This window comes from Candidatus Pelagibacter sp. HIMB1509, assembly GCF_052047855.1.
In the GTDB taxonomy this organism is placed as follows: Bacteria; Pseudomonadota; Alphaproteobacteria; order Pelagibacterales; family Pelagibacteraceae; genus Pelagibacter.
The window spans coordinates 178,881-193,223 of the sequence record NZ_JBNAIU010000001.1 but is presented as its reverse complement, the minus strand read 5'-3'; the positions used below and the strand labels follow the sequence as shown (position 1 = coordinate 193,223).

Sequence of the window (14,343 nt, the reverse complement as noted above, 5' to 3'; positions counted from 1 at the left end):
AAGGCCCCCTTTTAGGGGCCTTTTTTTTTAGCCTTTAATTATTCAAAGTAAGATATTCCTGCAAAATCAGATTGTTTTAAAAGATTAATTAGTTTTTTATTTTTTTTTGTAATTCCACCTAACATAACTATATCTTTTTTAGTAAGTTTTGAGAGTAGTTTTGATCTATTAATTCCTAAATAATTTTTATTTTTTTTAAATAACGATGATAAAAAAATTTTTTTAACATTTTGTCTTTCTTTAATTCTGATCTCTTTTAGATTGTGTGCAGAACCAATAATTACAAAATTTTTTTTAAAGGTGTAGGCTAAATGTTTTAAATCAGTATTAAATGCTGGAATGTAAGCACCATCTAAGCCCAATTTCAAAGCTAATCTTATGTTATTAGATAAATAAAATTTAATAGATTTTTTTTTACAATATTTTTTTATATTAAGAATAACCTTTTCATCTAGGATATCTGAAGAATAGTTTCTGTAAATTATGATGGTTCGTTTATCTTGCTTGTTTATATTATTTGTATCAAATTTATTTATAAAGTAATATTTGTTCATCTTGTATATATGCATAATACTGTAAAAAACTTATTAGATATTGAAAATAATATTAAAAATCATCTTAATAAGTTAAATATTAATAATAATCCTAAAGTTATTGCTGTATCCAAAACTTTTTGTATAGATAAAATTCTACCGCTTATAGATTATGGCCATATTGATTTTGGAGAAAATAAAGTTCAGGAAGCTATCGAAAAATGGACCAACATCAAAAAAACAAATTCAAAAGTAAAACTACATATGATTGGAAGACTGCAAACCAATAAGGTCAAATTTGCAGTTCGAATATTTGATTACATCCACTCAGTGGATAGTGAAAAGCTTGCTAAAAAAATTTGTGATGAACAAAATAAAATTGGAAAAAAAATTAAAATATTTCTGCAAGTTAACATAGGTAATGAAAATCAAAAATCAGGAATTAGCAAGAACCATGTTATTCAACTCGCTAATTATTGCAAAGAAATCGGATTAGATTTGATTGGTTTAATGTGCATCCCTCCAATAAACGTTGATCCAGATAATTATTTTAAAGACATGAAAGAGCTAAATAACGTTTTAGGTTTTACTGAATTAAGCATGGGGATGTCCTCAGATTTTCTTTTAGCTACTCAATACCTTTCAACATATGTTAGGATAGGGTCTGGTATTTTTGGAGCAAGGTCTTAAAAAATCTTTATTTTTGTATTCTTATTTATTAACTTTAACATAACTAAAAAGTCTTTCTTGATTAAACCAACGCACCCAGCAGTAGGTTTATAATTTTTTGTTAAATGAATGAATATACAACTTCCTTTACCAATGATTGGATTTTTAAAGTTATATTTAATTGGTATCATTAAATCATATTTATAATCTGTTCTATATAATTTCTCATGTTTAACTTTTTTTCTTATTTTGAAAAATTTATTATACATTTTTGGTAACTTTGTATCATTACACCAGCCCATATTTTTTTCTATTTTAATACATTTTAGTGAAGTTAGTGGTTTTTCTAAACGATCTTTTCTAAAATAAAGATGTTCAATTTGAAAGTTACCCTTTGGAGTTTTTTTATCTCCTTCTTTTTTATATTTACTTAAACCTTTTTTTCCAACACAGCATTTAAATTTAAATTCATCTATTTGAAGTGTATGTTTATTTTTTACAAAAATTGTCATATGTTATCTTAGTGATCAATAAGAATTTAATAATATATAAATTTGAAAAACTATATCATATTCTTCAAGAACTAGGATTAGATTTAAATTTTAATGTTTTATTCGTAGATAATGAAAAAAATTTAAATGATAAAATTAAAAATTTTAATAATTGTTTGATAATAACAAATAAAAAATATTCATACATTGATCATCAATTTGTTTTAAATAGCATCCCAATAAGTATTTCTAAATTGATAGAAAAAATAAATATTGAACTGTTAAAAACGCAATTTAATAATCAATCAGAATTTAAACTGAAAAATTATGTTATTGATTTAAACTCTAGAGAAATTTTTGCGAAAAATATCAAGCTTAAATTGACGGAAAAAGAGATAAATACAATTATTTTTTTATCTAGATCAAACGAACCTGTTAGCATTGATGTTTTGCAAGAAAAAGTATGGAGTTATCAATCTGATATAGAAACCCATACAGTTGAGACTCATATATATCGTTTAAGAAAAAAAATTCTAAATTCTTTTAAGGATAATGAATTTATAATCAGCAAAAAAAATGGTTATCAAATTAAGTAAAAAAAATCCTATTGCAAAAAATTTATTTTCGAAAAAGTATAAACCAAAAACTATCAAGCCAAAAAAAGGTAAGGGGAGTTTTAAAAGAAAGAAAAGTTAATTTAAAGTCTTGCCCCAATTTGTTGGATTACTTTTGATGACATTTCAGTACCTTTTTCAAGACATTCTCTTGTAGATAATTTATTAATGTAACCATGTAAAAAACCAGCAGCAAAGAGATCGCCTGCACCTGTAAGATCAACAATTTTTAAATTTTTTTGAGTTTCGGTTTCAAAAACTTCATCATTATTAATGGCAACAGCACCCTTTTCTCCTCTAGTTACAATCATTAATTTATTAAGTTGTTTTGAAAAATTTATAACTTCATCAAAATTTTTTGCGTCAATTAATGAAGTAATTTCTTGTTCGTTAGCAAAAGTTATATCGAGTTTGCTTTTAACTAAATTTAAAAAGTGAGGTTTGTGTCTATCCACACAAAATAGATCCGAAAGAGACATTGCAACTTTATTTGCATTATTTATAGCCTTATCAAATGCTTTTTTGGGTTCTCCTTCATCCCACAAATAACCTTCTAAAAATATTATTTCACTTTTTTTAATAGCATCAGAACTAACGTCATTTTCATTAATTTTTCCAGCTGTACCTAAGAAGGTGCACATTGTCCTTTCTGAGTCCGGAGTTACTAATATTAAGCAAGTCCCTGTTGGTAATTTTTCCTTCTTTTTTGAATAATAATACTCTACATTTTCTTTTTTTAATCCTTCTTCATAATTACTACCAAATTCATCATCTGAAATTTTTCCTATAAAGCCTGCTTTATTACCAAGCTGAGATATACCAACTATTGAGTTTGCAACTGATCCACCTGAAACTGTTTTTTCAATTTTTAGATTTGTTAATAAGTTTTTGAATTCATTTTCATTAAAAAATAATTTCATCGTGCTTTTTGTTAGGTTGTTTTGATCGATAAAACTGTCATCAACTTTACAAATGACGTCTACAATAGCGTTTCCTATTCCTAAAATTTTCATATTAAGCTTTTTTGGTAATAACAGGTTTTTTTCTATTTGGGTAGCAAGTAGTACATATTTTGCACTGTAAACCATAACAATCTCTGGCTTTACAGTATTCTCGTCCATAAAAAATTATTTGGAGATGAAGCCTAGACCAAGTTTTTTTTGGAAAAATTCTTTTTAAATCTTTTTCAGTTTGAACTACATTTTTTCCACTCGTTAAACCCCATCTTTGTGCAAGTCTATGTATATGAGTATCAACAGCAAAAGCTGGATATCCAAAACCTTGGGACATAACTACACTAGCTGTTTTATGGCCTACACCAGGTAATTTTTCAAGTTCTTCAAAAGTTTTTGGAACTTTACCTTTATGTTTTTCTAGCACCTGTTTTGACATCAAATAAATGCTTTTAGCTTTAATTCTAAAAATCCCAATTTTTTTTATTAATTTTTCAATTTTTTTTCTTCCTAATTTTACAAAATGCTCAGGTTTATAGTATTTTGGGTATATATCTTTAGTCACATTATTAACATTTACATCGGTGCACTGAGCAGATAACAATACAGAAATTAATAATGTAAATACATTTTTACTTTTTAAAGGAACGGGAGCTTTAGGATAAATTTTATTTAAATTTTTAATTATGATTTTTGCTTTTTGTTTCTCATTCATTATGAAAAGTTAAGCAAATCTCTCATCGAATATAATCCTGGTTTTTTTTTCATTAACCATTTAGAGGCAGTCAAAGCTCCATCTGAATAAAGTGCTCTATCAAAAGCCTCATGGTTTAATGTAATTATTTCTTTTCCACTAGAGAATTTTACCTCATGCTCACCAATAATTTCACCTTTTCTAATTGAGTTAAAATTAATTTTTTTTCCATAAGGAAAAGATTTTTTATTTAAGAACTTTTTACCAATTAAATTATACAAATTTTTATTTTTTCCATCAGCAATTCCTTTACCAAGCATTAATGCTGTACCAGATGGATAGTCTTTTTTATGTTTGTGATGCACTTCAAATATTTTAATTAAGTATTCATCATTTAAAGATTTCGATGCGATTTCAGTTAAATACATTAATAGATTTACACCCAAACTCATGTTACCAGCTTTTAAAATAGATATTTTTTTTGAATATTTTTTAATTTGATTTTCTTGAGCTCTAGTAAATCCAGTGGTACCAATTACTACTTTTTTTCTTAATTTTGATGCTATTTTTAATATTTCAAGGGTGCACTTAGGAACAGTAAAATCAATAATCACATCAGTTTTTTTAAAGGCTTTATCAGAATTTAATTCAGGTTTAATTCCATTAAATTTTTTATTTACCAATCTATTTTCTGTAAGTGTAACTAATTTAAAATTTTTATTTTTCTTAGATGACTTGATGAGTTGTTGACCCATCTTTCCCATACATCCTGAAATAGCTAAATTAATTTTTTTCATTAAGTGATAAAATATAGAAATATCATAAGAACAATTATAATGACACCCCAAATACTTAAATTTTTAAAAAAACTTTTTTCTTTAAGTTTGACTTTATGAAGCTAGGTAAAATTAGAATTAGTATTAATATTAAAGCTATTGATGGAATTATTTCTTCTATTTCCATAATTTAGTTTTTCCAAAAATCTTTAGCTTTTTGAAAAAATTTTTTAATGCTTGGATTTGATTTGTCGTTTTCTATTTCTCTAAATTGTTCCAATAATTCTTTTTGTTTTTTATTTAGGTATACAGGTACCTCTGTTTTTACCTGAACATATAAATCACCAAAATCACCTCTTCTCATAAATGGCATTCCTTTGCCTTTTAATCTGAATTGTTTACCATTTTGAGTTCCATCTGGAATTTTTATTTTTGCTCGTCCACCATCAATTGTTGGTATTTCGATAGTAGTTCCAAGCGCTGCATCAGCAAGAGACAGAGGAAATTCAAAAAATAGGTTTTCATCTGATCTTTTAAATAGTTCATGAGATTTAACATTTATAAATAAATATAAATCACCTGTAGCACCACCTCTGCTGCCAGCTTCACCTTTTCCAGCAAGCCTTATTCTTGTACCATCATCTACACCTTTAGGAATAGTCACAGATATTTTTTTGGATGCTTGTTTTTTGCCCTGACCATTACAATCATTACATGGATTAGTTATTTCCTCACCATTACCATTACATTGTGGACATGTTTGTTGAACAGTAAAGAAACCTTGGTTAGATCTTATTCTTCCATTTCCTCCACAATAAGAACACCTGTCTGGAGAATAGCCCGGTTCTGAACCATTACCTTTGCAAGTTCCACATTGTTCAGTAGTTGAAAATTTTATATCTTGTTTTTTCCCATGATAAGCTTCTTCTAATGAAATTGATAAATCATACCTTAAATCTGAACCTCTGTTATTTGATCTTCTGTTTCTTGATCTTCCTCCACCTCCAAAATCCCCAAAGAAATCCTCAAAAATATCAGAAAAATCAGCTCCACTAAAACCACCAAAACCGCCACCTGGTCTACCACCACCACCATTTTCAAATGCAGCATGTCCAAAGTTATCGTAATTTTGCTTTTTTTCTTTGTCTGAAAGTATTCCGTAAGCTTCACTAGCTTCTTTAAACTTTTCTTCAGCCTTTGAATCTCCTTGATTTTTATCTGGATGATATTTAACTGCTAGTTTTCTATATGCGGATTTAAGCTCATCAGGACTCGCGCTTTTACTAACGCCTAGGACATCATAATAGTCTCTTTTAGCCATCAAATTACCCCAGACAATTAAATGTCAGTTTATGCGCTTTTTTCTTTATTCTCGTCTTTTACTTCTTCGAAATCAGCATCAACAACATTCTCGTCTTTTTTACCTGTATCATCTCCACCATCATCTTTACCTGACTCTGGTTTAGCACTTTGTTGTGATTTATAGATTGCTTCTCCAAGCTTCATTGAAGCTTGAACTAAAGCTTCTGTTTTTTTCTTGATATCTTCAATATCTTCACCTTTTAGAGCTTCTTTTACAGCAGATGATGCATCTTCAATTGCTTTTTTCTCTGCATCTGAAATTTTTGATCCATGCTCTTTTAAGTTTTTCTCAGTTGAGTGAATTAAAGTGTCTGCTTGGTTTCTAACATCAACAGATTCTCTTTTCTTTTTATCAGCTTCTTTATTAGCTTCAGCATCTTTGACCATTTTTTCAATTTCTTCATCACTTAATCCACCAGAAGCTTGAATTTGTATCTTCTGCTCTTTACCTGTTCCCTTATCTTTTGCCGAAACATTTACGATACCGTTAGCGTCAATATCAAATGTAACTTCAATTTGAGGAACTCCTCTTGGAGCTGGAGCAATACCTACCAATTCAAAATTACCTAATAACTTGTTATCAGAAGCCATCTCTCTCTCACCTTGTAAAACTCTAATAGAAACAGCTGGCTGATTGTCTTCAGCGGTTGAGAAAACTTGGCTTTTTTTAGTTGGAATTGTCGTATTTTTATCAATTAGTTTTGTAGAAACACCACCAAGCGTTTCAATACCTAATGATAACGGCGTAACGTCTAATAAAAGAACGTCTTTAACATCCCCTTGTAATACTCCTGCTTGAATAGCAGCACCCATTGCAACTACTTCATCAGGGTTTACACTCTTATTAGGGTCTTTTCCAAAAAAGTTTTTAACTTCTGCTATAACTTTTGGCATTCTTGTCATACCACCAACCATAACCACTTCATCTATCTCACTTGCGGTAATTCCTGCGTCTTTTAAAGCAGTCTGACATGGAGGCATTGTTCTAGAAATTAAGTCTTCAACTAAAGCCTCAAGCTTTGCTCTAGTCATCTTCAAATTAATGTGTTTCGGACCTGTTTTATCTGCAGTTATAAATGGTAAATTTATGTCTGTTTGTTCTGCAGATGATAATTCTATTTTTGCTTTTTCAGCTGCTTCTTTTAATCTTTGTAAAGCAAGTTTATCTGATTTAAGATCAATACCATTATCTTTCTTAAATTCAGAAATTAAATAATCAACTATAGCATTATCAAAATCTTCACCACCTAAAAAAGTATCACCATTAGTTGATTTAACTTCAAATACACCGTCACCTAACTCAAGTATAGAAACATCAAATGTTCCTCCACCTAGATCATATACAGCAATTTTTTTATTTTGTTTTTTATCTAAACCATAAGCTAGCGATGCAGCAGTTGGTTCATTGATAATTCTTAAAACTTCTAGTCCTGCAATTTTACCTGCATCTTTTGTAGCTTGTCTTTGTGCATCATTAAAATATGCTGGTACAGTAATTACAGCTTTTGTTACTTCTGATCCTAAATATTTTTCAGCTGTCTCTTTCATCTTTTGTAATATGAATGCAGAGATTTGTGAGGGAGAATACTTTTCTCCTTTAGCTTCAATCCAAGCGTCTCCTTTTTCAGAGTTAACTATCTTAAATGGTGCAGCTTCAACATCTTTTTTTACTGTTGGATCATCAAAATTTCTTCCGATTAATCTTTTAACTGCAAAAATTGTGTTTTCAGGATTTGTTACTGCCTGTCTTTTAGCAGGTTGACCTATTAATTTTTCATTTTCATCAGTAAATGCAACTACCGAAGGTGTCGTTCTTGCTCCTTCTGCATTTTCTAAAACCTTAGCTTGTGTTCCTTCCATTACCGCAACACAAGAGTTGGTTGTTCCTAAGTCTATTCCAATTATTTTGCTCATAATATTATTATCTCTCTTTCCTCATATAGGGTTTAAATTTGAAACTACAAGTTGATCTCATTATTATTTATCTCCTGAATTTTCCTGATTTTGTTCAGTTTTTTCATCTTTTTTGGTAATTTTTTTTGAGACACCAACTAATGAAGGTCTTAAAAGTCTATCTTTAATAGTGAAGCCTTTTTGAATTTCTTGAACAATTGTTCCAGCTTCTTTAGTGTCATCTTCAATCTCCATCATTGCTTGATGAAAGTTAGGATCTAGTTTTTTGTTAATACAATCAATCGGTTTAATATTATTTTTTTCAAAAATAGAAATTAAATCTTTCTTTATTATTTCTAAATGCTCCAGTGTTTTTTTTAAAGCGTCTGTTTCTTTTAACTTGTCATCGCTTTCTAAAACATGTTTAGAACGATCTAAGTTATCTATTAAATTTAATGCTTCTTTAGCAAAGCTAGAGCCTCCATACTCAAAGGCATCCTCTTTTTCCTTTTCGAACCTTCTTCTTTGATTTTCCATTTCAGCAAAAGTTCGTGCCAGTTTATCTTCTAGTTCAGCAATTTTTTCTTCTGGAGTTGGTTCTTTAGTCTCTTCATTGGTTTCCTGAGGTATTTCTTGTTTATTTTCACCCTCTGAGCTTTCCTCAGGTTTTTCTGTTTCTTTTTCTAAATTCTGATTTTCTTCTTCTGGAGTATTGTTTTGGTTTTCTTCTTTTTCCATAAGCTCATATATGGTAAGGAATTTAATTATTTCTAGATGTCTAAGCAAAAAATTAAACAATTACTCATTGGCACCAACAACAAGGGTAAATTAAGAGAAATTAGGAGTTTATTACCAAATTACATCAAAATTTACTCTACTTCTAATTTTAAACTTAAAAGTCCTGCTGAAAATGGAAAAACTTTTGAGGAAAATTCCTTAATTAAATCAAGACATTTTTCTAAAAAGACTGGTTTAATATGTTTGGCTGATGACTCTGGTTTGGAGATAGATCATTTAGATAAAAGACCTGGAATTTATTCTGCACGATGGGGAGGAAAATCTGGGGATTTTAATAAAGCTATTAAAAAAGTATTTAGAGAGCTAGATAAAAAAGATAAGAATTGGAAAAATAAAAAAATTAAAGCAAGATTTGTTTGTGCTCTATCAATCTCGTATTTAAATAAAAAAATCACTTGTGTAGTAGGCAAAGTTGAGGGTCGTATATCAAATGAGCCAAAGGGGAAAAACGGATTTGGTTATGATCCAATTTTTATTCCATTAAAAAAATCTAAAACATTTGGTGAAATGAAACCGTCTCAAAAATACAAAATGGACCATCGCTATCAAGCTTTCAAAAAGCTTAAAAGATTTCTGTAAGTTTTTTGTCTTCTATTTTATAAAAATTTAATCTGTGATTAATTTTGTTATCTTTAATATCAAAAATTCCCATCTTTCCTTTAAATGAATTTTCTTTTTTAAATAATTTATTCATTTTCGAAAGATTTGATTTCAATGAAAGATAATATATTAAGCCAACCAAATCATAACTTAACAGCGAGAGATGGGTTGGGTTTTGATTAAAAGCATTAAAATACTTAATTTTATAATCATCAAAATTTTCTTTATTAATTGATGGATAATAAATTGGTTGAATATTTGTTTCTTCCATTAAACTTTTATCAAACCATTGGTTAAGGGTTATAAAGTATTTATTTTTTGGAGACACATCAGTGTAAAGTAAAGAGGTTGCAACACTTTTAAGGTTTTCATCAAAGTCAGATATAACAACTGCATCAAAATTAACATTTCCAATCGTATATTTCTTTTCCAAGCTTTTAATTTTTCTTTCTTTATTTGATTCATTTGATTCTTTTATTCTTCTTATTTCATCCGCTAGATTTTGTTTTCTAATTTTGTATTTAGTTATTTCCTCAATTTGTTTTGTAAGTTTTGTCGGTTCAGTATTATATTCAAAATTTTTAAAAACTTTTATTTTGGAATTTTTAACACCATCTTTGACTTCAAACTCAAAATTCTGAATTGGGGTTAAAAAAAGAGTTTTTTGTAAATTATTATTCTCTAAAAATTTTTTTATAGTATTAAACTGTGATGTGGAATTTATTCCAGCAGAAATTACATTTTCAGGTAAATCTAAAGTTTTATTTGTTAATGATAAAAAAGTTAAATCTTTCATCTCATCTAAATAAGTTAAACTTTCATGAAATATTGGTCCAATAACAATTTTTATTCCCATTTGTTTTAATTCAAAAGCAGACTTAAGAGTTTGGTTAGCTCTTGTTGCGGTATCTTTTGGATAAATTTCAATTAAATCATTATTAATATCTTTGACAGCTAAACTTACAGCCTTAATAATAGATGACCCCAGATCTTTATTTTCTCCAGTCATCGGAACTAACAGTCCAATTTTTATTTTTTCATTGGCATTTACTAAATTTAAGAAGTTTAAGAATAAGAGAAGTAAAGAAACAGAAATAATTTTGATAATCTTTTTCATTTTAATGTTATTATATAATTTTCAAGCTAAATTATGATCACAAAACCACAATTTAAATCAAATGATTATAAAAATGGGCTTTATTTGGTAGCAACACCAATAGGTAATTTAAAAGATATATCATTTAGATCATTAGAGGTTCTGGAAAAATCAGATTATATACTTTGTGAGGATACACGTGTTTCTAAAAATTTATTAGAAAAATATCAAATTAAATCAAAATTGATTTCAAATTATAAATTCAATGAAAAAAAAAATACACTACAAGTAATTGAATATTTAAAATCAGGTAAATTAATTTCACTTATATCAGATGCGGGAACTCCAAGTATCTCTGATCCAGGTTTAGTATTGGTAAATGAATGTATAAGAAATAATCTTAACATATTTTCAATACCTGGACCGTCAGCAGTTACAACCGCTGTTGCAGCAAGTGGGTTTTCAGATAAGTTTTTATTTTATGGTTTTTTACCAGAAAAAAAAAATCAAATTGAAGATGAATTAAAAAAACTATCAAATTTTAATCACAGTTTAGTTTTTTTTTCATCATCAAAAAAAATAAATAAACTTATTCCTGCATTTAAAAATTTTTTTAATGGAAGAAAAATAGTCTTCTGTAGAGAGCTGTCTAAATTGTATGAAGAGTATATTAGAAAGGATATTGATGAATTGGAATTATTTAACAATGATTTAAAAGGCGAATTAACAATAGTTATTTCTGAAAAAAAAGAAGAAAAAACTTCCCAAAAGCTAAGTGAATCAGATATTAATTTGATAAAGAAAATGATCAACAAATTAACTACAAAAGAAATTACAGATTTAATATGTAGCAATAAAAATATTCCCAAAAAAGTGGTTTATAATTTTTGCTTAAAATTAAAAAATGAAATTTAAAATTTTAATAATTATTTTTTTATCGATTATTTTATCAGGTTGTGTGCCAGGAGTTAGCTCAACTGGTTTATTCGGTACAGGAGTATCAGTAGCAATTGACCCAAGAACTGTCGGAACACAAATAGACGACTCTATTATGCAAAAAACAATTTCAAGTAAAATACTTGCTATGGATAAAAAACATTTTTTAAAAGTTAAAACTAAAGTTTTGGATGGAAGAATATTTATTACTGGAAAAGTTGATGCACCAGAAGAAAAATTAAAAATTACTAAAATTGCCTGGGAAACAAAAGGCGCTAGATCGGTAAGAAATGATATCAAAATAAAAGAGGAATTTAATTTTAAGCAGTCAGCAAAAGATTTACTTATAACGTCTCAATTAAGAACTGCCTTGATAGTAAATAAAAATATCAAAGCAACAAATTATCAAATAGATACTTATAAAAAGAAAATTTACGTTTATGGAATAGCTTTAACTGATGAAGAAAAAGAAATGGTTATCAGTGAAGCAAAAGAAATTCTTGATGTAGAAGATGTTGTTGCAAGTATTTTGCTACTTGAAGATTTGAGAATTCAAAAAAATTAATCTATTTTATATTCAATTACCTCAGATGAATAAGCAGCAATTGAAGCTAAATTGATAATTTCTGATGTTGAAGATCTAAGAGGAGCAATTTCAATTGGCAAACCAAGTCCAATCAATAAGGGTCCTATAACTTTAGTATCACCTAAAGTTTTCATTAATTTATAAGATATTGCTGCACTATGCTGTCCAGGCATTATCAATATATTTGCTTTACCTACTATTTTTGCAAAAGGATACAATTCCTCATAATCAGGATTTAAAGCAACATCAGGCTGCATATCCCCATCAAATTCAAAATTAACTTGTTTATCTTTTAAAATATCTACTGCAGTACGAATGTGTTTTGTTCTACTCGTTAAAGGTTGTCCAAACGTAGAATGTGAAACAAATGCAATTTTCGGATCAATTCCAAAAAGTCTTACTACTCTTGCAGCTGAAATTGCTATTTCTGCCATTTCTTCTGATGATGGGTATTCATGAACGCTTGTATCAGCAATAAAAATTGTTTTTCCTTTATTAACAACCATGTTTAGTCCAAACATTATTTCACCTCTTCTAACATCTACAACTTGTTTTATTTTTTCAAGAGATGCTCCAAAACGTCTAGTATTTCCTGTGACTGCACCATCTGCATCTCCACAAGCGACCATACTTGTAGCCCAGACAACTCTGTCGTTTCTGACCATTCGATCGCAATCTCGTTCTAATAATCCTTGTTCTCTTTGAAGTTTTTTGAATAAATGATTTACGTATTTTTTTCTTTTTTCTTCGTCTTTTGAATTAGTGATTTCAATATCAAAATTTTCGCTGTAACCAATATTTTTAATTTGCTCTTTAATTTTACTTTCTTTACCAACTAAAATTGGAATACCAAGTTTTGAATTTTTAAATGCTATTGCAGCTTTTAAAGTATTTTCATCTTCCCCATCTGCAAAAACAATTCTTTTTTGATTTTTTTTAATGAAAGAATTTATACCTTGCATGATTGTAACTGTTGGATCTAATCTTTGTTTGAGTTGCTCTTTATAGTTTTCAAAATTATCAATTTTTTTTCTAGCAACTCCACTTTCTATTGCTGCCCTAGCTACAGCAGCTGGAATAACACTAATTAATCTTGGATCAAAAGTTGATGGAATTATATAATCCTTACCATAATGAGGCCTTTCACCACCCATAGCTGCTACAACTTCATCTGGCACATCTTCTCTAGCAAGTTTTGCTATAGCTTTAGCAGCAGCAACCTTCATTTCTTCATTAATTGTTTTTGATCTTACATCTAGCGCACCTCTGAATATGTAAGGAAACCCAATTAAATTATTTACTTGATTGGGATAATCGGATCTTCCAGTTGCAATAATTGCATCATTTCTAACTTCATTTATTTCCTCTGGAGTAATCTCTGGATCAGGATTTGCACATGCAAATATAATTGGATTTTTGGACATGCTTTTAACCATTTCTTTTTTTAAAACACCTTTAGAAGACAATCCTAAGAATACATCAGCTCCTTTAATAGCATCACTTAAAGTTCTTAAATCTGTATTAATTGCAAATCTTGATTTCCATTGATCTATACCTTCCGCTCTTCCTTTATAGATCACACCTTTTCGATCTAGCATTATTACATTTTCAGATTTAACACCCGAGTTAATAAACAACTCCGTACAAGCCTGAGCAGATGCACCAGCACCATTAACAACGACTTTTATATCTTTAATCGATTTTCCACTTATATCGAGTGCATTTAGTAAAGCTGCTGTTGTGATAATTGCTGTTCCATGTTGATCATCATGAAATACTGGAATATCTAATATTTCTTTAAGCTTTTGCTCAATGATAAAACAATCTGGTGCTGCTATATCTTCTAAATTTATTCCTCCAAAACTTGGGGCAAAATTTTTAATTGAATTTATAATTTCATCAGCATCTCTACAGTCTATTTCTAAATCAATCGAATCTATATCTGCAAACCTTTTAAATAGTACTGCCTTTCCTTCCATAACTGGTTTAGAGGCTAATGCCCCTAAGTTGCCCAATCCTAAAATTGCAGAACCATTACTAATTACGGCTACTAAATTTCCTTTGCTCGTATAATCATAAGCTGCTTCTGGATCCTCACTTATTTTTTTAACTGGGGCAGCAACCCCTGGAGAATAAGCAAGAGCAAGGTCTCTTTTAGTAGTCATGTTCTTTGAAGAAATTATTTCGATTTTGCCAGGTTTCTTATCCTTATGAAAATCTAAAGCTTCTTTATCTGTGTAATGATCAATCTTTGTTTTTTTCATTTTTATTAAACTGAATACAAACTTTATCTATTTTATATTTTTTATTATTTGGAATATTTGATCTATATATTCTGATAA

The 14,343-nt window shown here is 28.7% G+C and carries 15 protein-coding genes; 5 read left to right on the top strand and 10 right to left on the bottom strand.

The window, feature by feature from the left end; genetic code table 11:
* Positions 1-38: 38 nt before the first annotated feature.
* Complete coding sequence (locus tag ACTTBO_RS00955; protein ID WP_440655794.1) at positions 39-554, bottom strand: thiamine phosphate synthase; 516 nt, start codon at positions 552-554, stop codon at positions 39-41.
* Positions 555-563: 9 nt separating this feature from the next.
* Between ACTTBO_RS00955 and ACTTBO_RS00950 the strand changes: the two genes are divergently transcribed.
* On the top strand, positions 564-1,223 hold the full coding sequence (locus ACTTBO_RS00950) for a YggS family pyridoxal phosphate-dependent enzyme (protein ID WP_440655793.1): 660 nt from the start codon (positions 564-566) through the stop codon (positions 1,221-1,223).
* Here ACTTBO_RS00950 and ACTTBO_RS00945 read toward each other — a convergent pair.
* The gene (locus tag ACTTBO_RS00945; RefSeq protein ID WP_440655791.1) at positions 1,220-1,714 is read right to left on the bottom strand and encodes a L,D-transpeptidase family protein; all 495 of its coding nucleotides are present in this window, start codon (positions 1,712-1,714) and stop codon (positions 1,220-1,222) included. The genes ACTTBO_RS00950 and ACTTBO_RS00945 overlap by 4 nt on opposite strands.
* An 11-nt stretch (positions 1,715-1,725) precedes the next feature.
* On the opposite strand from ACTTBO_RS00945, the gene ACTTBO_RS00940 reads away from it, so the two are divergent.
* Entirely contained in the window at positions 1,726-2,289 is a 564-nt protein-coding gene (locus tag ACTTBO_RS00940) for a winged helix-turn-helix domain-containing protein (RefSeq protein ID WP_440655790.1), read from the top strand.
* 101 nt (positions 2,290-2,390) lie between these two features.
* Here ACTTBO_RS00940 and ACTTBO_RS00935 read toward each other — a convergent pair whose 3' ends face one another.
* The 6 genes from ACTTBO_RS00935 to ACTTBO_RS00910 all read right to left on the bottom strand — a co-directional run bounded on the left by ACTTBO_RS00935 (position 2,391) and on the right by ACTTBO_RS00910 (position 8,723).
* On the bottom strand, positions 2,391-3,320 hold the full coding sequence (locus tag ACTTBO_RS00935) for an adenosine kinase (RefSeq protein WP_440655789.1): 930 nt from the start codon (positions 3,318-3,320) through the stop codon (positions 2,391-2,393).
* Between the two features lies 1 nt (position 3,321).
* A complete protein-coding gene (gene nth, locus ACTTBO_RS00930) occupies positions 3,322-3,975 on the bottom strand; it encodes an endonuclease III (protein WP_440655787.1) in 654 nt (217 codons plus the stop codon).
* On the bottom strand, positions 3,975-4,751 hold the full coding sequence (dapB, locus tag ACTTBO_RS00925; protein ID WP_440655786.1) for a 4-hydroxy-tetrahydrodipicolinate reductase: 777 nt from the start codon (positions 4,749-4,751) through the stop codon (positions 3,975-3,977). Before dapB ends, nth begins: the two co-directional genes overlap by 1 nt.
* Before the next feature lie 169 nt (positions 4,752-4,920).
* Complete coding sequence (gene dnaJ / locus ACTTBO_RS00920; protein ID WP_440655785.1) at positions 4,921-6,051, bottom strand: molecular chaperone DnaJ; 1,131 nt, start codon at positions 6,049-6,051, stop codon at positions 4,921-4,923.
* Positions 6,052-6,080: 29 nt separating this feature from the next.
* Positions 6,081-8,006, bottom strand: coding sequence for a molecular chaperone DnaK (gene dnaK / locus ACTTBO_RS00915; protein WP_440655784.1), 1,926 nt, complete (start codon positions 8,004-8,006; stop codon positions 6,081-6,083).
* A 63-nt stretch (positions 8,007-8,069) separates the two neighbouring features.
* Positions 8,070-8,723, bottom strand: coding sequence for a nucleotide exchange factor GrpE (locus ACTTBO_RS00910; protein WP_440655783.1), 654 nt, complete (start codon positions 8,721-8,723; stop codon positions 8,070-8,072).
* Between the two features lie 36 nt (positions 8,724-8,759).
* Between ACTTBO_RS00910 and rdgB the strand changes: the two genes are divergently transcribed.
* A complete protein-coding gene (gene rdgB, locus ACTTBO_RS00905; RefSeq protein ID WP_440655781.1) occupies positions 8,760-9,362 on the top strand; it encodes an RdgB/HAM1 family non-canonical purine NTP pyrophosphatase in 603 nt (200 codons plus the stop codon).
* Here rdgB and ACTTBO_RS00900 read toward each other — a convergent pair.
* Entirely contained in the window at positions 9,346-10,500 is a 1,155-nt protein-coding gene (locus tag ACTTBO_RS00900; protein WP_440655779.1) for an ABC transporter substrate-binding protein, read from the bottom strand. The two genes, rdgB and ACTTBO_RS00900, sit on opposite strands and share 17 nt — an antisense overlap.
* Before the next feature lie 33 nt (positions 10,501-10,533).
* On the opposite strand from ACTTBO_RS00900, the gene rsmI reads away from it, so the two are divergent.
* Both rsmI and ACTTBO_RS00890 read left to right on the top strand, forming a co-directional pair.
* Complete coding sequence (gene rsmI / locus ACTTBO_RS00895; protein WP_440655778.1) at positions 10,534-11,394, top strand: 16S rRNA (cytidine(1402)-2'-O)-methyltransferase; 861 nt, start codon at positions 10,534-10,536, stop codon at positions 11,392-11,394.
* Positions 11,384-11,980 carry a BON domain-containing protein gene (locus ACTTBO_RS00890; protein ID WP_440648164.1) on the top strand — a complete coding sequence of 199 codons (597 nt, stop codon included), beginning with the start codon at positions 11,384-11,386 and terminating at the stop codon, positions 11,978-11,980. The genes rsmI and ACTTBO_RS00890 overlap by 11 nt, the downstream gene beginning before the upstream one ends.
* Here ACTTBO_RS00890 and ACTTBO_RS00885 read toward each other — a convergent pair.
* Entirely contained in the window at positions 11,977-14,265 is a 2,289-nt protein-coding gene (locus ACTTBO_RS00885; RefSeq protein WP_440655776.1) for an NADP-dependent malic enzyme, read from the bottom strand. The genes ACTTBO_RS00890 and ACTTBO_RS00885 overlap by 4 nt on opposite strands.
* Between the last annotated feature and the right edge of the window lie 78 nt (positions 14,266-14,343).